Raw genomic sequence first — 19,638 nt, forward strand, 5'->3', positions numbered from 1 at the left:
CAACACATGTTGAGGATATCATATTAAGCTTGTCCTGTTGGACCAAAATTTAAAGGAATTGAAGGTTGTTCTCCTTCTTCGATTTTTCCGTGAGCACTTTCAAAACGGTGAATGTTTTCTCCTAATGCTTTTAGTAAACGTTTTGCGTGTTGTGGCGTTAAGATAATTCTAGATTTTACTTTCGCCTTTGGTACGCCAGGCATAATCGTAACAAAATCAACTACAAACTCTGAATTAGAATGATTGATAATTGCTAAATTAGAATACGTTCCTTCTGCTGTTTGTTCATCTAATTCGATGTTAATTTGCCCTTGTTGGTTATTATTTTCCATTTCTTTTTAAATTTTTAAACATATAAGTCATGTAAGTTTTTTTTAACTTTTATTAGACCTTATATTGCATTATTAAGTTCATTTAAGTGATATTCAAGAATCTTATACAAGAATAAGTATAATTTGGGTAAAAAAAAAGCCTAACAGAAAATCTGTTAGGCTTATATTGGAATAATGAAGCTAATTAGTAGTTAAACTCTTCTTTAGCAGCCATTAACTCATTGTATTCTTCTTTAGAACCTACTATTGTATTGTCGTAGTCTCTCATACCTGTACCAGCTGGGATTCTGTGACCTACAATAACGTTTTCTTTTAATCCTTCTAAAGTATCTACTTTACCTGCTACTGCAGCTTCGTTTAATACTTTAGTAGTTTCTTGGAACGATGCAGCAGAAATGAATGATTTCGTTTGTAACGATGCTCTCGTAATACCTTGAAGTACTGGAGTTGCAGTTGCAGTAATAACATCACGAGCCACTACTAAGTTTTTATCATTACGTTTTAATAACGAATTTTCATCTCTTAACTGACGTGGAGAAATAATTTGACCTGGTTTTAAATTTTCAGAGTCACCTGCATCCTCTACTACTTTCATTCCGTATAATTTGTCGTTTTCAACAAGGAAATCGCTTGTATGAGCTAATTGATCTTCTAAGAATAAAGTATCTCCTGGATCAACAATTCTTACTTTACGCATCATCTGACGAATAACCACTTCAAAGTGTTTGTCATTGATTTTTACCCCTTGTAAACGGTATACCTCTTGAATTTCATTTACTAAATACTGTTGAACAGCAGATGGTCCTTGAATTCTTAAAATATCTTCTGGTGTAATTGCTCCGTCAGAAAGTGGAGTTCCTGCTTTTACGTAGTCGTTCTCTTGAACTAAGATTTGGTTCGAAAGTTTTACTAAGTATTTCTTCACTTCACCAAATTTAGACTCGATAGCGATTTCGCGGTTACCTCTCTTAATTTTTCCGAATGTTACAACTCCATCAATTTCAGAAACTACTGCAGGGTTTGAAGGATTACGAGCTTCTAACAACTCGGTAATTCTTGGTAAACCTCCTGTAATATCTCCCGCTTTTGAAGAACGACGAGGAATTTTAACTAAAATCTTACCAGCTTTAATTTTCTCTCCGTCATCTACCATAAGGTGAGCCCCTACTGGTAAGTTGTAAGAACGAATCAATTCACCATCTTTACCATAAATTAATAAAGTAGGAACTAATTTTTTATTTCTACCTTCAGAAATTACTTTTTCTTGGAAACCTGTTTGCTCATCGATTTCAACTAAGAACGATTGTCCTTGTTCTAAATCTTCATAAGCAATTTTTCCTGTAAATTCTGAAACAATAACTCCATTATATGGATCCCATTTACAGATTGTAGTACCTTTTTCAACAACGTCTCCGTCTTTAACAAAAATACTTGAACCGTAAGGAATATAGTGTGTATTTAATAAAATTCCTGTTTTAGCATCTACTAATTTTAACTCAGTAGAACGAGAAATTACAATATCAACAGTATTACCTTCAGCATCTTCACCTTTAACTGTTTTTAAATCTTCAATTTCTAATCTACCTGCAAAACGAGTAACAATACTAGATTCTTCAGAGATACCTCCAGCAACCCCTCCAACGTGGAACGTACGAAGTGTTAACTGTGTACCTGGCTCACCAATTGATTGCGCTGCAATAACACCAACTGCTTCACCTTTCTGAGTCATTTTTCCTGTAGCTAAGTTTCTTCCGTAACATTTAGCACAAATACCTTTTGTAGCTTCACATGTTAATGGAGAACGAACTTCTACTCTTTCTACTGGAGATGCTTCAATTTTCTTAACGATAGCTTCCGTGATTTGCTCACCAGCATGAACTAAGATTTCAGAATCAAGAGGATTAATTACATTTTGTAATGCTACACGACCTAAGATTCTTTCTCCTAAAGTTTCAACGATTTCCTCGTTTTTCTTTAAAGCAGAAACTTCAATACCTCTTAATGTACCACAGTCTACTGAATTAACGATAACATCTTGAGATACATCATGTAATCTACGAGTTAAGTAACCAGCATCGGCCGTTTTAAGAGCCGTATCCGCAAGACCTTTACGAGCACCGTGAGTAGAAATAAAGTACTCAAGAATCGAAAGACCTTCCTTAAAGTTAGAAAGAATTGGGTTTTCAATAATTTCACCACCAGCAGCAGTTGATTTTTTCGGCTTAGCCATCAAACCACGCATACCAGTTAACTGACGAATCTGTTCTTTAGAACCCCTCGCCCCAGAGTCAAGCATCATATATACCGAGTTGAAACCTTGTTGGTCTTCACGGATATTTTTCATAGCTAATTCTGTTAATTGAGCATTCGCAGAAGTCCAGATATCAATAACTTGGTTGTAACGTTCGTTATTGGTAATAAGACCCATACTATAGTTCATCGAAATTCCATCAACTTGCTCACGAGCATCAGCAATTAACTGCGTTTTTTGTTCTGGAATTCTAATATCACCTAATGAGAAAGATAATCCTCCACGGAATGCGAACTTATACCCCATATCTTTCATGTTATCCAAGAAAGCCGCAGTTGTAGGAACGTCAGTCACCGCTAAGATTTTACCAATAATATCACGAAGTGATTTCTTAGTTAATACCTCATTAATATATCCTGCAGCTTCAGGTACTACTTCATTAAATAATACTCTACCAGCTGTAGTTTGAATAATTTTTGTAACTAATTCTCCTTCTTCATTAAAGTCTTTTGCTCTAATTTTCACTCTAGCATTTAACTCTAATCTTCCTTCATTTAAAGCGATATTTACCTCTTCAGCTGAATAGAAAGTTAAACCTTCTCCTAAAATTTTCATTTCTGGAGTAGACAAACGCTCTTTGGTCATATAATAAAGACCAAGTACCATGTCTTGAGAAGGTACTGTAATAGGAGCACCATTCGCAGGATTCAAGATATTGTGAGAAGCCAACATTAATAATTGTGCCTCTAAAATAGCTTCTGGTCCTAATGGTAAGTGAACCGCCATCTGGTCACCATCGAAATCGGCGTTGAATGCCGTACATACTAATGGGTGTAACTGGATTGCTTTTCCTTCAATTAACTTAGGTTGGAATGCTTGAATACCTAAACGGTGAAGCGTAGGAGCACGGTTTAATAATACAGGATGTCCTTTAATTACATTCTCTAAAATATCCCATACTACTGGCTCTTTTTTGTCGATAATTTTCTTAGCCGACTTAACTGTTTTAACGATTCCTCTTTCGATTAACTTACGAATAACGAATGGTTTGTATAGTTCAGCAGCCATATCTTTTGGAAGACCACATTCGAACAATTTCATTTCTGGTCCAACAACAATTACCGAACGAGCAGAATAATCCACACGTTTTCCTAATAAGTTTTGACGGAAACGACCTTGCTTACCTTTTAATGAATCTGATAAAGATTTTAATGGTCTGTTTGATTCTGTTTTAACAGCAGAAGCTTTACGAGTGTTATCAAATAATGAATCTACAGATTCTTGTAACATACGTTTTTCGTTTCTTAAGATTACTTCTGGAGCTTTGATTTCCATTAATCTTTTTAAACGGTTGTTACGGATGATAACTCTTCTGTATAAATCATTTAAATCTGAAGTTGCGAAACGACCTCCATCAAGTGGCACTAACGGACGTAATTCTGGTGGAATAACTGGAATTACTTTTAAAATCATCCATTCAGGACGGTTTTCTCTGTTTAAGTTAGACTCACGGAATGATTCTACAACATTTAAACGTTTTAATGCTTCTGTTTTACGTTGTTTAGATGTTTCGTTATTAGCTGCGTGACGTAAACTATAAGAAAGTTCATCTAAGTCAGTACGAGCTAATAAATCCATAATACATTCAGCACCCATTTTAGCAATGAATTTATTAGGATCGTTATCATCTAAATATTGATTTTCCATTGGAAGTGTATCTAAGATATTTAAATACTCTTCTTCCGTAAGGAAATCTAATCTTTGTAATGATTCGCCATCAGCATTTTTAGCAATACCTGCTTGAATTACTACGTATCTTTCGTAGTAAATAATCATATCTAATTTCTTAGATGGTAAACCTAAAATATAACCAATTTTGTTTGGTAACGAACGGAAATACCAGATATGAGCGATAGGCACAACAAGATTGATGTGTCCAACTCTATCTCTACGTACTTTTTTCTCTGTTACTTCAACACCACATCGGTCACAAACGATTCCTTTGTAGCGAATTCTTTTATATTTTCCACAAGCACATTCGTAGTCTTTAACAGGCCCGAAAATACGCTCACAGAAAAGACCATCTCTTTCTGGTTTGTGTGTACGATAGTTGATAGTCTCTGGTTTTAAAACCTCACCTCTAGATTCTCCTAAAATAGATTCTGGAGAAGCTAACCCTATCGTGATTTTGTTAAACCTTTTGATTTGGTTTTTATCTTTATTATTTCTATTATTCATCATAGTTTTTACTATTGATTTATTATTAAAATTTAGATTTATGATTTTCGGCTTGAAAAAAGACTAAATCATTCAGCTACTACCTCGAATTACTTCTCAAAACCTCAAGTCTCTTTCACCTTGAAGTGCTAGTTATACAATTTAGCATCGCATAAAAAATCGGAACGGTTTACGGGTATAAATCTTTAAAAACTTATTATAAATAAGTATTCAGCTCCGAGAAATCGGAACTGAATACTGCATTCTTATTTATTCTTCTAATCTGATGTCTAACCCAAGACCTTTCAATTCATGCATTAATACATTAAATGATTCTGGTAATCCTGGTTCTGGCATAGTCTCACCTTTTACGATAGCTTCGTAAGTTTTAGCTCTACCAATTACGTCATCCGATTTAACAGTCAAGATTTCTCTTAAAGTACTTGATGCACCGTATGCTTCAAGTGCCCAAACCTCCATCTCTCCAAAACGCTGACCTCCAAATTGGGCCTTACCTCCTAATGGTTGTTGTGTAATTAACGAGTATGGACCAATAGAACGAGCGTGCATTTTGTCATCTACCATGTGTCCTAATTTCAACATGTAAATTACACCCACAGTTGCACGTTGGTGGAAACGCTCTCCAGTTCCTCCATCATACAAGTAAGTATGACCGAATCTTGGAATTCCTGCTTCGTCTGTTAATTCATTAATTTGATCTAAAGTAGCACCGTCAAAAATTGGAGTAGCAAATTTCTTGTTCAATTTTTGTCCAGCCCAACCAAGAACCGTTTCATAAATCTGACCGATGTTCATACGAGATGGTACCCCTAGTGGATTCAATACGATATCTACTGGTGTTCCGTCTTCTAAGAATGGCATATCTTCATGACGAACGATTTTAGCAACAATACCTTTGTTACCGTGACGTCCTGCCATTTTATCACCTACTTTTAATTTACGTTTCTTAGCGATGTAAACTTTAGCAAGTTTTAAAATTCCAGAAGGTAATTCATCTCCAACTGTAATAGTAAATTTCTCTCTTCTTAACCAACCTTGTAAATCGTTTAATTTGATTTTGTAGTTGTGAATTAAGTCGTTCACCATTGCATTAGTATGCTCATCTGTTGTCCACTGACCTTTAGTTAAGTGAGCAAAATCTTCTACTCCTTGTAACATCTTTTTAGTGAATTTTTTACCTTTTGGTAATACTTCTTCACCTAAATCGTTCATTACACCTTGAGAAGTCTTACCATCGATGATAACAAATAATTTTTCAATTAACTTGTCTTTTAAGTCGTTGTACTTAACTTCAAATTCAGTTTCTAATTTATCAACGTCTTCTTTATCTTTAGAACGTTTTCTCTTATCTTTTACTGCTTTCGCAAATAATTTTTTATCTAAAACCACACCGTGTAAAGATGGAGACGCTTTTAATGAAGCATCTTTTACATCACCTGCTTTATCACCGAAGATAGCTCTTAAAAGTTTTTCTTCTGGAGTAGGATCTGATTCACCTTTTGGTGTAATTTTTCCGATTAGAATATCGCCAGGTTTTACCTCTGCACCAATTCTAATCATACCGTTTTCATCTAAATCTTTAGTAGCTTCTTCAGAAACGTTAGGAATATCATTAGTTAATTCTTCGTTACCTAATTTAGTATCACGAACTTCTAATGTATAATCATCAATATGTAATGATGTAAAAATATCATCACGAACTACTTTTTCAGAGATTACGATTGCATCCTCGAAGTTGTAACCTTTCCATGGCATAAACGCCACTTTTAAGTTTCTACCAATTGCTAATTCTCCGTTTTGAGTAGCATAACCTTCACATAATACTTGACCTTTAGTAACTCTGTCACCTTTTCTAACGATAGGCTTTAAGTTAATACAAGTACTTTGATTGGTTTTTCTATATTTGATTAACTGATATGTTTTCTCATCTGTATCAAAGCTTACCATACGCTCTTCTTCAGTTCTGTCATATTTGATGGTAATCATATTAGCATCAACATACTCTACAGTTCCGCTACCTTCAGCGTTGATTAATACTCTTGAATCAGAAGCAACTTGTCTTTCTAAACCAGTACCTACGATTGGAGCCTCAGGACGTAATAATGGAACGGCCTGACGCATCATGTTAGATCCCATCAACGCACGGTTCGCATCATCATGCTCTAAGAAAGGAATCAATGAAGCTGAAATCGAAGCAATCTGATTTGGAGCAACGTCTGTATAATGAACAACTGTTGGTTCTACTACTGGGAAGTCACCTTCCTCACGAGCAATAACTTTATCAGCCGTAATTTTTCCGTTAGCATCCATTTCAATGTTTGCTTGCGCAATCATTTTACCTTCTTCTTCCTCTGCACTTAAGTAAATAGGTTCAGAAACTAAATCAACTTGTCCGTTTACAACTTTACGGTAAGGAGTTTCGATGAAACCCATTCCGTTAACTTTTGCATATACCCCTAAAGATGAAATCAAACCAATGTTTGGTCCCTCTGGAGTTTCAATTGGACAAAGTCTTCCGTAGTGCGTATAGTGAACGTCACGAACCTCGAAACCAGCTCTTTCTCTAGATAAACCTCCAGGTCCAAGGGCAGATAAACGACGTTTGTGTGTAATCTCTGCTAATGGGTTTGTTTGGTCCATAAACTGAGATAACTGGTTCGTTCCAAAGAATGAGTTAATTACCGATGATAATGTTTTAGCATTAATCAAATCGATAGGTGTAAACACCTCGTTATCACGAACGTTCATTCTCTCACGGATAGTTCTAGCCATACGAGCTAAACCTACTCCGAACTGAGCTGATAATTGCTCACCAACAGTTCTTACACGACGGTTTGATAAGTGGTCGATATCATCAATCTCTGCTTTAGAGTTGATTAATTCGATCAAATATTTAACGATTGTAATAATATCTTCTTTAGTTAAAACTTGTTTTTCCATAGGAATATCAAGATTTAACTTTTTGTTCATTCTGTAACGACCTACTTCACCTAAGTTATAACGTTGGTCAGAGAAGAACAATTTATCTATAATACCACGAGCCGTTTCCTCATCAGGCGGTTCCGCGTTACGTAATTGTCTGTAAATATGCTCAACGGCCTCTTTTTCAGAGTTTGTTGGGTCTTTTTGTAACGTATTGTGGATAATTGTGTAATCAGCCGCGTTGTTATCCTCTTTATGTAAAAGAATAGTTTTTACGTCTGCTTCAATTATTTCTTCGATATTATCTTTATCAAGAATCGTATCACGATCTAAGATAATTTCGTTACGCTCAATAGAAACCACTTCACCAGTATCCTCATCCACGAAGTCTTCATGCCATGTATTTAATACACGTGCAGCAAGTCTTCTTCCAGCATATTTCTTGATTCCTGTTTTAGATACTTTAATTTCTTCAGCTAAGTCGAAAATTTCTAAGATATCTTTATCTCTTTCAAATCCGATAGCTCTAAATAAAGTAGTTACAGGTAATTTTTTCTTTCTATCGATATACGCATACATTACGTTGTTGATATCGGTAGCGAATTCAATCCAAGAACCTTTAAAAGGAATAATTCTGGCAGAATATAATTTAGTTCCATTTGCATGGAAAGACTGACCAAAGAATACACCCGGAGATCTGTGTAATTGCGATACAACTACACGCTCAGCACCATTGATTACGAATGTACCGCTAGGTGTCATATATGGTATTGTTCCTAAATACACATCTTGAACAATTGTTTCAAAATCCTCGTGTTCAGGGTCAGTACAATATAATTTTAATCTAGCTTTAAGAGGCACACTATAAGTTAAGCCTCTATCAATACACTCTTCGATGGTATATCTAGGTGGATCAATAAAATAATCTAGGAATTCTAATACGAATTGATTTCTCGTATCCGTAATTGGGAAATTTTCCATGAAGGTATTATACAGCCCTTCGTTGCCTCTTTCGTCAGATTTAGTTTCTAATTGAAAAAAATCTTTAAACGATTTCACTTGAATATCTAGAAAATCTGGATATTGTGGAATGTTTTTTGTTGAAGCAAAATTTAATCTTTCAGTCTGATTAGCAATCATCAATGGATAAAATTTTGATTTAAAAAAAGTAATTTTTGTGTAAATACACTGTTTTAATAATACTTCCTTTTAAATAAACAATACATCTTTAAAATAAACCAGGAAAGATAGTTTAATTTTTTTCTTCGTTATTGTTTACTTTTAAACGCATAAAAAATACAATAATTTAATATACGCAAAATGGTTTAGGTCTTTGAGAACACTCTCAAGACCTAAACCTAGCTTATTTATGAGTATAAATTATTTTAACTCAACTACAGCTCCTGCTTCTTCTAAAGCTTTCTTAAGACCTTCAGCCTCATCTTTAGAAACTCCTTCTTTTACATTTGTTGGAGCAGCATCAACTAAATCTTTAGCTTCTTTAAGACCTAAACCTGTTAATTCTTTAACAGCTTTAACAACTCCTAATTTAGAAGCACCAGCGTCTTTTAATACTACTGTAAATTCTGTTTGTTCAGCAGCAGCACCAGCATCACCTCCACCAGCAGCAACTACAACAGCTGCAGCAGCAGGCTCGATACCATACTCATCTTTTAATATTGTTGCTAATTCGTTAACTTCTTTAACTGTTAAGTTAACTAATTGTTCTGCGAATTGTTTCAAATCTGCCATTTTTTCTATCGTTTAAAATGTTTTGTAAAAAATATAATTTATTTGTGCGTACTTATTATTCTGCTCCCTCTTCCTTGTTAGGTTGATTTTGAAGAGCTGCAATAACTCTTTGAGCAGGAGATTGTAATAATCCAATAATTTCTGCGATAACTTCTTCTTTAGATTTGATAGCTACTAAGCTGTCTAATAAGTTATCACCAATGTAAATTTCTTGGTTAATATAAGCTCCTTTAAAGATTGGTTTTTCACCTTTCTTACGGAATTCTTTAATGATTTTTGCTGGTCCATTAGCTGTATCAGCAATAAACATAGAAGTATTTCCTTTAAGAACTGATGATAAATCACCAAAGTCGTTATCAGAAGCTTCCATTGCTTTTTCTAACAATGTGTTCTTAACAACTTCTAATTTAATACCAGCTTTAAAACAAGCTCTTCTTAAGTTTGAAGTAGTATCTGCATCTAGTCCTGAAATGTCTGCTAAATAAACAACATTCACATCCGCTAACTGTGCAGTTAAATCTTCAATAGCGATTGATTTTTCTTCTCTAGTCATACTAAAAATTTTTAACTACCAATTATACTGCTTTAGGATCTAAAGCAATAGCAGGACTTTGTGTACTTGATATATGAATAGACTTAATATAAGTACCTTTAGCTGCAGTTGGTTTTAATTTGATTAATGTTTGAACGATTTCGTGTGCATTGTCATAGATTTTATCAGCATCAAAAGATACTCTACCTATTCCAGCGTGAACGATACCAGTTTTGTCAACTTTAAAGTCGATTTTACCAGCTTTTACTTCAGCAACAGCTTTAGCAACATCCATAGTTACAGTTCCTGTTTTAGGGTTAGGCATTAAACCTCTTGGACCTAAAACACGTCCTAATGGACCTAATTTACCCATAACAGCTGGCATAGTGATGATAACATCAATATCAGTCCAACCATCTTTGATTTTTTGAAGATAATCATCTAAACCTACGTGGTCTGCACCAGCAGCTTTAGCTTCAGCTTCTTTATCTGGAGTAACTAATGCTAATACTCTTACATCTTTACCAGTTCCGTGAGGTAATGTTACAACCCCTCTTACCATTTGATTCGCTTTTCTAGGATCTACACCTAACTTAACTGCGATATCAACAGACTCATCAAATTTTGCAGAAGCAACTTCTTTAATTAATGCAGAAGCATCTCTTAAAGTATAAAGTTTGTTCTTCTCAATTTTTGCTGCAGCCTCTTTTTGCTTTTTTGTCAATTTTGCCATTGTCTAATTTCTTTTTAGAGATTAAAAAGGAGCATTTCCTGTTACTGTTATACCCATAGATCTAGCTGTTCCAGCAATCATACTCATCGCTTTTTCGATTTCGAAAGCGTTTAAGTCTGCCATTTTGTCTTCAGCAATAGTTCTAATTTGATCCCAAGTAACATTTGCTACTTTTTTACGGTTAGGTTGCCCTGAACCAGACTTTAATTTTGCTGCTTCTAATAATTGAATTGCAGCAGGTGGCGTTTTAACAACAAAGTCAAAAGACTTGTCTTTATACACAGTAATTTGTACTGGTAAAACTTTGCCAGGTTTATCTTGTGTTCTAGCATTAAATTGCTTACAGAACTCCATGATGTTAACCCCAGCAGCCCCCAAAGCAGGTCCAACCGGTGGCGATGGATTCGCAGCACCTCCCTTAACTTGTAGTTTAACTACTTTACTAACTTCTTTTGCCATTTTTAAAAAAATTTAGCACATCTATCAATTGGAAGCGATTGATGTGATTTATATATGTAACGAAAATTATACTTTTTCAACTTGCATAAAACTCAACTCTAATGGTGTTTTTCTTCCAAAAATCTTCACCATTACTTCAAGTTTACGCTTTTCTTCATTTACTTTTTCAATAGTTCCATTGAAACCATTAAAAGGACCATCTACAACTTTAACCGTTTCACCAATTGTATATGGTATAGCAACACTATCTACTTTAACAGACAATTCATCTACTTTACCTAACATTCTGTTTACTTCAGATTGTCTTAATGGTACAGCATCTCCTCCTTTTGTCTCACCTAAAAATCCGATAACACCAGGAATCGATTTAATAATATGTGGAATCTCACCTGTTAAATTAGCTTCAATCATAATATAACCAGGAAAATATACTTTATCCTTAGCTATTTTCTTCCCATCTCTTACTTGCACTACTTTTTCAGTAGGAACAAGAACTTGAGAAATATAATCAGCCATCCCTAATCTTGCTGTCTCCGTTTCAATGTAAGCTTTAACTTTGTTTTCCTGACCACTTACAGCTCTTACCACATACCATTTATTAACATTATTATCAGCCATACTGTAATATTATTTTAAAATATTAAAAAAACCAGCAATTGCCTTTCCAAAAAGTGTATCCACACCCCAAGTTAATAGAGCAAAAATGATTGAAAATACAGCTACAATGATTGTTAAACGTTGTACATCAGCCCAAATTGGCCAAGTTACATTCGCTTTCAACTCATGAAATGCTTCAGATATGTAATTAACTACTTTTGTCATTTTAATCTTTATTTGCACGGGCGGAGGGATTCGAACCCCCATCAATGGTTTTGGAGACCACTATACTAGCCCTTGTACTACGCCCGTTTGTTAAAAAACCAGCAGCGAACTGCTGGTTTTATTTATTATCGACTTATAATTAGTCTAAAATTTCAGTAACCTGACCAGCACCTACTGTTCTACCACCCTCACGGATAGCGAAACGTAAACCTACTGATAAAGCGATAGGACTTAATAATTGAACATCAATTGTTAAGTTATCACCAGGCATAACCATCTCTACACCAGCTGGTAAAGAAATAGTACCAGTAACGTCAGTTGTACGTACATAGAACTGTGGACGGTAGTTATTGTGGAATGGAGTGTGACGTCCACCTTCTTCTTTTTTCAAGATATATACCTCAGCTTTGAAGTGAGCGTGTGGTTTAACAGATCCTGGCTTAATAATAACCATTCCTCTTTTGATATCTTCTTTAGCGATACCTCTTAATAATAAACCTACGTTATCTCCAGCTTCACCTCTATCAAGGATTTTACGGAACATCTCAACTCCTGTAATAGTAGAAGTTAATTTGTCAGCTCCCATACCGATGATTTCAACAGCATCACCTGTATTAGCAACTCCAGTTTCGATACGACCTGTAGCAACAGTTCCACGACCTGTAATTGTAAATACGTCTTCAACTGGCATCAAGAATGGTTTTTCAACGTCACGAACTGGTAATTCAATCCAGTTATCAACTGCATCCATTAATTCCATGATAGTAGCAACCCATTTTGGATCACCGTTTAATCCACCTAAAGCAGAACCTTGAACAACAGGACCATTATCACCATCATATTGATAGAAAGATAATAAATCTCTGATTTCCATTTCTACTAACTCTAATAATTCAGCATCATCAACCATATCCACTTTGTTCATGAATACAACCATTCTAGGCACACCTACTTGACGACCTAAAAGGATGTGCTCTCTTGTTTGTGGCATAGGACCATCAGTAGCAGCAACTACTAAGATAGCACCGTCCATTTGAGCAGCACCTGTAACCATGTTCTTAACGTAATCCGCGTGACCTGGACAGTCAACGTGAGCGTAGTGACGGTTAGCTGTAGAATATTCTACGTGAGATGTATTAATAGTAATACCTCTTTCTTTTTCTTCTGGAGCATTATCAATTTGATCAAATGATTTTGCTTCTGATAAACCAGCATCAGCTAATACTTTAGTAATTGCAGCTGTTAATGTAGTTTTACCGTGGTCAACGTGTCCGATAGTTCCAATATTTAAATGGGGCTTCGAACGATCAAAGGTTTCTTTTGCCATGATTTAATAATTTAATCTTAGTTATATATTAGTGTTCAAAAAATAAACTTTCTTAAGAGCCAATGACGGGAATTGAACCCGTGACCTCTTCCTTACCAAGGAAGCACTCTACCCCTGAGCTACACCGGCTTTTGTGTATTCAGAAGTTAGCCATCAGAATTCAGAAAAACCAAATCCTTCTCTCTAAATTCAAAATCTCGTGGGGAGAGCAGGATTCGAACCTGCGAAGACGTAGTCAGCGGATTTACAGTCCGCCCTCGTTGGCCGCTTGAGTATCTCCCCAAACCTTTTATATTAAGTTACCTACAACTTTGAGCCGATGGAGGGACTCGAACCCACGACCTGCTGATTACAAATCAGCTGCTCTAGCCAGCTGAGCTACACCGGCAACTTAAATATAAAAAGTCCGCTATTTCTAACGGACTGCAAATGTATATAATTTATTTTTGAATCAAAACATTTTTTATGTTTTTTTTCTTTTTATGAATGCGCTCTTAATTTTTCTTTTCTTTTAACAATAACTCTCTCCAATGAATCTACAGACAAATCAACACCTTCTTCAAAACTTTTTGCTGTTTTTTTTACCAGAAAATCATCACCTGGAACTATAATTTTAATTTCAACCGTTTTATTTTCTTTATCACTGGTATTTTCAAGTCTTAAAAAAACTTCTGCCGATACTATTTTATCATAATACTTTTCCAACTTATCCATTCTCTCTTGAATGAAATCTACCAATTTTCTGTCTACATTAAAATTTACTGCTTGCACATTAACTTTCATAATTCTGTTAATTAAAATGGTTATACAATCGAATTATTTTTTACTTCTTGGATGTGCCTGTTGATATACTTTTTTTAATTCAGCCAAACTACTGTGTGTGTATATCTGAGTGGACGACAAACTAGCGTGACCTAATAACTCTTTTACGGAATTTAAATCGGCTCCATTATTCAACAAATGCGTTGCAAATGAATGCCTAAGAACGTGTGGACTCTTTTTTTCTTTTTTCGAGACAGTACTAAAGTAATCATTTATTAATCGATACACAAACGATTCACTCACTTTATTTCCGGTTTTAGATAAAATTAACATCTCCTTATCCTTAATTACCTCTAAATGATTTCGTTGTTCTTTGTAGCGTTTAAGCAAATTTAACGTACAATCCAACATTGGAATAATCCGCTCTTTGTTTCTTTTTCCAATAACACGAATTGTTTTTTGAATTTCGTTAACACTATTCAACTTTAAATTTATCAACTCAGCTCTACGAATTCCCGTAGTATAAAAAAGCTCAATCACAAATCGATTTCGAATTCCCTCAAAATCATTCGAATAATCATTATCCGAAAAAACATCTTGCAATTCTTTTTCCGAAAATGGAATTTGAACTTTTTTTGCAGTTTTTAAAGATTTGTGCTTCAATAACGGATTAACCGAAATTTGCTTAACCTTTAAAAGAAACTTATAATATGATTTTAAAGCGGATATTTTACGATTAACAGAAGTTGTTGAAAGATTTTGTTCTACCAAAATCACTATCCAATTTCGAACATTTGGATAAACAACTTCTTCAAGATTGATAGATTGCTCTTTAAGATACTCTTGAAACGAATTGATATCATCTAAATACGCTCGAACCGTTAAAGGAGAATAGTTTTTCTCTTTAACCAAATAATCTTGATATGCTTGTAGATTTGTAGCCATAAAAAAACCGCTAACAACAAAGTTACACTTTATTAGTTAGCGGTTGATATAGTTTATTCAAAAAATTAACTCTCTAATGCGTCTCTTAATCCTTGAATGTAAGATGCTTTTTGGATCTTAGCTCTGTTTACAACAGATGGTTTAATGAAAGCTTGACGTGCACGTAACTGACGAACAGTTCCTGTTTTATCAAATTTTCTTTTATAGCGCTTTAATGCTCTATCGATATTTTCTCCGTCTTTAATTGGTATAATTAACATAATATAGACACCTCCTCTCGTTAAGGATGCAAATGTAGAAATTATTTTTCAATTACAAAACAACTATTTGTCAATCTTTTAAAGAAAAAACTTTATAAAACAAGAACTCCTATCTATTTAGACAGGAGTTCAACGTTATTTGCTTAATTTATTTAACCGCAGGTTTGTAATTCTGATTATCAATTATCATTTTTGATAAAATTTCTTTTAAAATTTCAGAAGTTCCTCCACCAATTGGACCTAAACGACTATCTCTTAATAAACGTGCTAATGGATACTCTTCCATATAGCCATAACCTCCTAACATTTGTAAGCAATCATAAATTGCTAAATCTGCAACTTTAGTTGATTTTAATTTTGCCATTGTAGCTTCTTTAACCACATATTCTCCTTTATTTAATCTTGCTACAGCTGCGTAATTAAATATTTTACAATGTTCTACTTCTGTAGCATGCTCAACCATCGTATGTCTTAAAGCTTGGAATTTATTAATTGTACTTCCGAAAGCTTCACGTTGTGACATATATTCAATAGTGTACTCAATTGCATATTCTGCTCTTGCGTGAGCATTGATTGCCATAATTAAACGTTCTAAAGCAAAATGTTGCATGATATATGGGAAACCTTTCCCTTCTTCACCCATTAAGTTTTCAGATGGAATTTCCACATTATCAAATGCAAGCTCAGCCGTATCTGATGCTCTCCAACCCAATTTATCTAGTTTAGTTGCTGAGATACCTGGTGTTTTTGCATCCACCAAAAAGATACTGATTCCTTTATTACCTAATTCTGGACTAGTTTTAGCAGCTACAACATAGTAATCAGCATAAACCCCATTTGTGATAAAGGTTTTAGAACCGTTGATTACAAATTTATTACCATTTCTTACTGCATTCGTTCGCATTCCTGCAACATCACTTCCTCCGAAAGGTTCCGTAATACATAATGCTCCAATTTTTTTTCCAGCAATACTTGGCGCTAAATAATCTTGTTTGATTCTTTCATCACCTTCTGCATTTAAATGTGTCATAGCTAAATAAGCATGTGCCCACATAGCTGCAGCAAAACCAGAAGATTTCACTTTTTGAAGTTCTTCTAAAAATATAACAGTGTAGAATAAATCTAAATTCATTCCGCCATATGCTTCAGGATAATTTAATCCAAAAAAGCCCATTTCCCCAAATTTTTCCCAAATAAAACGCTCGATAGTTCCTGTTTTTTCCCATTTTTCAATGTGAGGCACCACTTCTTTATGTAAAAAATCTCTAAAACTTTGTCTGAATAATTCGTGTTCTTCTGTGAAATACATTGAATTCATAAATCTGTAATTGTATAGGTTGTTTTATTGGTAATATTTTTAAAAATCCAAATATAAGGCGATTATTTTTATTTTTTCGTTAGGCATTCCCTTAATTTTTGTTAAATCATCAATATTCTTAATACCATTATTCATAGTTCTATAGATGACAATTTCTTTAGCTAACGCATAATTGAAAAAGGGAAATTTTGCCAATTCTTTCTGAGACAAATCATTGATTGCAATTTTCTTTATTCCATTTTGAGTTTTTACAACAAATTGTTTTTCTAAATCCGCTAAAGCTTCTGGACTAATTCCCCATATAAATTGAAATTGCTCCATACTAACAAAGCATCCTAACTTCTCTTTCTCTTGTAAAATCTTATCTGCTAATTTTTCTCCGATACCATAAACCGCAATTAAATCTTCTCTTGTTGCACTATTGATATCTTTTTGAACAATCTTTTCTTTTTCCTTTGGCAAAAACTTGTGAAACTTTTCTGAAGTGACATTGGTTTTGTTTTTTACCCAATCTGGAAATTTGAAGTAAGGACTAACTTTTGCCAAAAAAACATTAGAAACCTTTGTTACTTGTTGAAACTCTTCGGCAGAATTTACAAATTTTCCCTTTTTACGATAAGCGTGTAGACGATCAATTTCCTGAATTGACATTCCTAATTTATACCCTTTATAATCGGTAATGTAATTTGGATTAAAAGGATAAATTGTATCTTTTTTTGTTGATTGAAGGTATTTTAAGCTATCAATTTCATTTTGAACTAACAACCAAGCTTTATCTTCTGAAGCATTGTTAGTAGAAACAAAATTATCTTTTAGAAAAAAATAACCTAATTGAACCAAAATAATAATTGCAAACAACAAAAAAATCCCACTTCTGTGTTCTCTTGAAAACAGGAAGTAGGATTTTAATTTATTCATTTTGAAAAAAAAATTAATCGTTTTGACGAACTAATTCTTCATCATTATCTTCATAAGAATCGGGTTCTTGTTTAGGAGGCGTACTTAATACTAAATAGAAAAAATATCCTGTAACCGCTGTTACCGTTCCAACTGCTGAAAGCATTGTGATTAAAGCTTCTGTTTTCATGATTATATTCTCCCCTCTTTTTTACGTTTTTTATAAGCAACAAATACTAAGTATGAAATTCCTAGGAACACCAAAAGCAATAATAATCTTGAAGCGTTTACAAATAAAATTGTTTCATTTAACAATTCTAATTCTTTAGGATCAGTTGTAGTTGCAATTTTTAGATAAATATCTTTGTTTATAATTTTATCCCATACTCCCGGCAAACTTGAGAAAAATACAACCCCTAAAAATAGCGGCGTAATAAATTTGATGATAAATTTATAAATACTTGGAACTTTAATATCAGCACCTGTCGTGATTTCTTTCCAACCTTTATCCATTCCAAAAATCCAAGCAAAAAGAATAATTTCAAAGAATGCAAAAACTACTAATGAAAAAGTTCCTGCCCAGTAATCATATTCGTCAAAAACTCCGTAATTGAAAAATAAAACTGTTGGAAGTCCTAATATGAATACTAACCCTCCAAATGTCCAAGCTGCATTTTTATGTTTCCACCCAAATTCATCTTTTAGGAATCCCATAACTGGTGTTCCCATTGCTAAAGAAGATGTAATCCCTGCGAAAAACAACAAACCAAACCAACAAACTCCACACAATATAGCTAAAACAGTTCCCCATTGTTCAAACAAAAATGGTAACGTTTTAAATCCTAAGCCTAAACCTCCTGTTCGTGTCATTTCTAACACTTTGTCGATACCTAAATATCCAACAGAAATAGGAATAATGATAGCAGCTCCTAAAACCACTTCTACGAACTCATTCATCCAACCTGCACTCATGGCATTTAATGCAATATCATCATTCTTTTTAACATAAGAAGCATAACATTGAATTGAACCCATACCTACAGAAAGTGTAAAAAATATTTGACCTGCTGCAGCTAGCCATATTTTAGGAGACCATATAGTTGAAAAATCTGGAGTCCATAAGAAATTTAAACCTACAGATGCATCATTTATAGCTCCAGCCTCACCCGCTTTTACATTAAATGCCATAATAGCTAAGAAGACACCGAACAAAATTAACAATGGCATTCCCACTTTTGCTACTTTTTCAACACCTCCACTTAATCCTTTAGATAAAATCCAAGTATTTAAAAGCAAACAAACTAACCAAAAGAAAATTGTTTCAAAAGGCATATCTAAACCTACATAACTATTGAAAAATCCAGCAACTTCATCTTGAGATTGTCCTGCAAATGTTCTTGATATACTATGCCAAACCCAACTTAAAGTCCATGATTCTAAATAACAATAGTAAGCAGCAACTGCTAAATTGGTGAAGATTCCGAAAACACCAATGTATTTCCAAAATTTTCTTTTATCCATACTATCTAAAATAAAAGGCGTGCTGTGATGACCGTATTTTCCACCGAATCTTCCCATACTCCATTCTACAAATAGTAACGGAATTCCCATTAATAAAAAACACACTAAATAAGGAACGATAAAAGCTCCCCCTCCATTTTGTACTGCTTGAACTGGAAATCTTAAAAAGTTACCTAATCCTACAGCGTTTCCAGCCATGGCCAAGATAAGTCCAACTCGTGAACCCCACGATTCTACTTTTGCTGTCATATAATTTTATTGGTTGTTAAAGCCTCAAAGATAAGAAAAGTATCTAAAATTCAAATAAAACTTACACTTAATGAAATTTTATAAGTCAAAAACTGAACTTCTTTTAGTTTTTATCATGTCTTTAAACTTTAAAAGAAAAGCCAAAGTAAGATACAATCCAAATCCCAAACCTACTGTTACAAAAGATATATATATGAAAAACAAGCGAACGTTTGTAGCTCGCATACCTAATCTATCAGCCAAACGAGAGGCTACAAAAAATCCATGTTTTTCAAAAAAATGCAATAGGTTTTGGACCATTTTTAAATATTTTTTTTC

18 protein-coding genes and 4 tRNA genes are annotated in these 19,638 nt (G+C 34.1%); all 22 read right to left on the reverse strand.

Annotation, left to right across the window (positions count from 1 at the left end; all coding sequences use genetic code 11):
- Window positions 1–23 precede the first annotated feature (23 nt).
- Entirely contained in the window at window positions 24–332 is a 309-nt protein-coding gene (locus BP92_RS0104005) for a DUF3467 domain-containing protein (RefSeq protein ID WP_026724866.1), read from the reverse strand.
- 184 nt (window positions 333–516) lie between these two features.
- Window positions 517–4,824: a DNA-directed RNA polymerase subunit beta' gene (gene rpoC / locus BP92_RS0104010; RefSeq protein ID WP_026724867.1), complete on the reverse strand. Its 4,308-nt coding sequence runs from the start codon at window positions 4,822–4,824 to the stop codon at window positions 517–519.
- 246 nt (window positions 4,825–5,070) lie between these two features.
- A complete protein-coding gene (gene rpoB, locus BP92_RS0104015; protein WP_026724868.1) occupies window positions 5,071–8,883 on the reverse strand; it encodes a DNA-directed RNA polymerase subunit beta in 3,813 nt (1,270 codons plus the stop codon).
- A 240-nt stretch (window positions 8,884–9,123) separates the two neighbouring features.
- The gene (gene rplL / locus BP92_RS0104020) at window positions 9,124–9,495 is read right to left on the reverse strand and encodes a 50S ribosomal protein L7/L12 (protein ID WP_026724869.1); all 372 of its coding nucleotides are present in this window, start codon (window positions 9,493–9,495) and stop codon (window positions 9,124–9,126) included.
- Window positions 9,496–9,550: 55 nt separating this feature from the next.
- The gene (gene rplJ, locus BP92_RS0104025; RefSeq protein WP_026724870.1) at window positions 9,551–10,048 is read right to left on the reverse strand and encodes a 50S ribosomal protein L10; all 498 of its coding nucleotides are present in this window, start codon (window positions 10,046–10,048) and stop codon (window positions 9,551–9,553) included.
- 22 nt (window positions 10,049–10,070) lie between these two features.
- On the reverse strand, window positions 10,071–10,760 hold the full coding sequence (rplA, locus tag BP92_RS0104030) for a 50S ribosomal protein L1 (RefSeq protein ID WP_026724871.1): 690 nt from the start codon (window positions 10,758–10,760) through the stop codon (window positions 10,071–10,073).
- A 21-nt stretch (window positions 10,761–10,781) separates the two neighbouring features.
- Window positions 10,782–11,219: a 50S ribosomal protein L11 gene (rplK, locus tag BP92_RS0104035; protein ID WP_026724872.1), complete on the reverse strand. Its 438-nt coding sequence runs from the start codon at window positions 11,217–11,219 to the stop codon at window positions 10,782–10,784.
- Between the two features lie 66 nt (window positions 11,220–11,285).
- Complete coding sequence (gene nusG / locus BP92_RS0104040) at window positions 11,286–11,837, reverse strand: transcription termination/antitermination protein NusG (protein WP_026724873.1); 552 nt, start codon at window positions 11,835–11,837, stop codon at window positions 11,286–11,288.
- Window positions 11,838–11,846: 9 nt separating this feature from the next.
- On the reverse strand, window positions 11,847–12,041 hold the full coding sequence (secE, locus tag BP92_RS0104045) for a preprotein translocase subunit SecE (protein ID WP_026724874.1): 195 nt from the start codon (window positions 12,039–12,041) through the stop codon (window positions 11,847–11,849).
- A gap of 15 nt (window positions 12,042–12,056) precedes the next feature.
- Window positions 12,057–12,128, reverse strand: a tRNA-Trp gene (locus BP92_RS0104050).
- Between the two features lie 52 nt (window positions 12,129–12,180).
- On the reverse strand, window positions 12,181–13,368 hold the full coding sequence (gene tuf, locus BP92_RS0104055) for an elongation factor Tu (protein WP_026724875.1): 1,188 nt from the start codon (window positions 13,366–13,368) through the stop codon (window positions 12,181–12,183).
- Window positions 13,369–13,425: 57 nt separating this feature from the next.
- Window positions 13,426–13,497: transfer RNA gene (locus BP92_RS0104060), tRNA-Thr, on the reverse strand.
- A gap of 71 nt (window positions 13,498–13,568) precedes the next feature.
- A tRNA-Tyr gene (locus BP92_RS0104065) sits at window positions 13,569–13,650 on the reverse strand.
- Between the two features lie 32 nt (window positions 13,651–13,682).
- Window positions 13,683–13,756: transfer RNA gene (locus BP92_RS0104070), tRNA-Thr, on the reverse strand.
- A gap of 92 nt (window positions 13,757–13,848) precedes the next feature.
- Window positions 13,849–14,151, reverse strand: coding sequence for a ribosome hibernation-promoting factor, HPF/YfiA family (gene hpf, locus BP92_RS0104075; protein ID WP_026724876.1), 303 nt, complete (start codon window positions 14,149–14,151; stop codon window positions 13,849–13,851).
- Between the two features lie 33 nt (window positions 14,152–14,184).
- Entirely contained in the window at window positions 14,185–15,075 is an 891-nt protein-coding gene (locus BP92_RS0104080; protein WP_026724877.1) for a tyrosine-type recombinase/integrase, read from the reverse strand.
- A 65-nt stretch (window positions 15,076–15,140) separates the two neighbouring features.
- Window positions 15,141–15,335, reverse strand: coding sequence for a 30S ribosomal protein S21 (rpsU, locus tag BP92_RS0104085; RefSeq protein WP_026724878.1), 195 nt, complete (start codon window positions 15,333–15,335; stop codon window positions 15,141–15,143).
- Window positions 15,336–15,483: 148 nt separating this feature from the next.
- Window positions 15,484–16,653: an acyl-CoA dehydrogenase family protein gene (locus BP92_RS0104090; protein ID WP_026724879.1), complete on the reverse strand. Its 1,170-nt coding sequence runs from the start codon at window positions 16,651–16,653 to the stop codon at window positions 15,484–15,486.
- A 39-nt stretch (window positions 16,654–16,692) separates the two neighbouring features.
- Window positions 16,693–17,571, reverse strand: coding sequence for a ComEA family DNA-binding protein (locus BP92_RS0104095; protein WP_026724880.1), 879 nt, complete (start codon window positions 17,569–17,571; stop codon window positions 16,693–16,695).
- 13 nt (window positions 17,572–17,584) lie between these two features.
- Window positions 17,585–17,740 carry a hypothetical protein gene (locus tag BP92_RS17200; RefSeq protein WP_162833733.1) on the reverse strand — a complete coding sequence of 52 codons (156 nt, stop codon included), beginning with the start codon at window positions 17,738–17,740 and terminating at the stop codon, window positions 17,585–17,587.
- 2 nt (window positions 17,741–17,742) lie between these two features.
- On the reverse strand, window positions 17,743–19,320 hold the full coding sequence (locus BP92_RS0104105; protein WP_026724881.1) for a sodium-dependent transporter: 1,578 nt from the start codon (window positions 19,318–19,320) through the stop codon (window positions 17,743–17,745).
- A 78-nt stretch (window positions 19,321–19,398) separates the two neighbouring features.
- Entirely contained in the window at window positions 19,399–19,620 is a 222-nt protein-coding gene (locus BP92_RS0104110; RefSeq protein ID WP_026724882.1) for a PspC domain-containing protein, read from the reverse strand.
- Between the last annotated feature and the right edge of the window lie 18 nt (window positions 19,621–19,638).

This window comes from Flavobacterium sasangense DSM 21067, assembly GCF_000686885.1.
Lineage (GTDB): Bacteria > Bacteroidota > Bacteroidia > Flavobacteriales > Flavobacteriaceae > Flavobacterium > Flavobacterium sasangense.

Excerpts from the sequence above, each read along its gene's own strand:
- rplL (WP_026724869.1), bottom strand. The coding sequence starts at position 9,495 with ATGGCAGATTTGAAACAATTCGCAGAACAATTAGTTAACTTAACAGTT.
- tuf (WP_026724875.1), bottom strand. The coding sequence starts at position 13,368 with ATGGCAAAAGAAACCTTTGATCGTTCGAAGCCCCATTTAAATATTGGA.
- secE (WP_026724874.1), bottom strand. The coding sequence starts at position 12,041 with ATGACAAAAGTAGTTAATTACATATCTGAAGCATTTCATGAGTTGAAA.
- rplK (WP_026724872.1), bottom strand. The coding sequence starts at position 11,219 with ATGGCAAAAGAAGTTAGTAAAGTAGTTAAACTACAAGTTAAGGGAGGT.
- nusG (WP_026724873.1), bottom strand. The coding sequence starts at position 11,837 with ATGGCTGATAATAATGTTAATAAATGGTATGTGGTAAGAGCTGTAAGT.
- BP92_RS0104080 (WP_026724877.1), bottom strand. The coding sequence starts at position 15,075 with ATGGCTACAAATCTACAAGCATATCAAGATTATTTGGTTAAAGAGAAA.
- rpsU (WP_026724878.1), bottom strand. The coding sequence starts at position 15,335 with ATGTTAATTATACCAATTAAAGACGGAGAAAATATCGATAGAGCATTA.
- BP92_RS0104090 (WP_026724879.1), bottom strand. The coding sequence starts at position 16,653 with ATGAATTCAATGTATTTCACAGAAGAACACGAATTATTCAGACAAAGT.
- BP92_RS0104095 (WP_026724880.1), bottom strand. The coding sequence starts at position 17,571 with ATGAATAAATTAAAATCCTACTTCCTGTTTTCAAGAGAACACAGAAGT.
- rpoC (WP_026724867.1), bottom strand. The coding sequence starts at position 4,824 with ATGATGAATAATAGAAATAATAAAGATAAAAACCAAATCAAAAGGTTT.
- rpoB (WP_026724868.1), bottom strand. The coding sequence starts at position 8,883 with ATGATTGCTAATCAGACTGAAAGATTAAATTTTGCTTCAACAAAAAAC.
- hpf (WP_026724876.1), bottom strand. The coding sequence starts at position 14,151 with ATGAAAGTTAATGTGCAAGCAGTAAATTTTAATGTAGACAGAAAATTG.
- rplA (WP_026724871.1), bottom strand. The coding sequence starts at position 10,760 with ATGGCAAAATTGACAAAAAAGCAAAAAGAGGCTGCAGCAAAAATTGAG.
- BP92_RS17200 (WP_162833733.1), bottom strand. The coding sequence starts at position 17,740 with ATGAAAACAGAAGCTTTAATCACAATGCTTTCAGCAGTTGGAACGGTA.
- rplJ (WP_026724870.1), bottom strand. The coding sequence starts at position 10,048 with ATGACTAGAGAAGAAAAATCAATCGCTATTGAAGATTTAACTGCACAG.
- BP92_RS0104105 (WP_026724881.1), bottom strand. The coding sequence starts at position 19,320 with ATGACAGCAAAAGTAGAATCGTGGGGTTCACGAGTTGGACTTATCTTG.
- BP92_RS0104110 (WP_026724882.1), bottom strand. The coding sequence starts at position 19,620 with ATGGTCCAAAACCTATTGCATTTTTTTGAAAAACATGGATTTTTTGTA.
- BP92_RS0104005 (WP_026724866.1), bottom strand. The coding sequence starts at position 332 with ATGGAAAATAATAACCAACAAGGGCAAATTAACATCGAATTAGATGAA.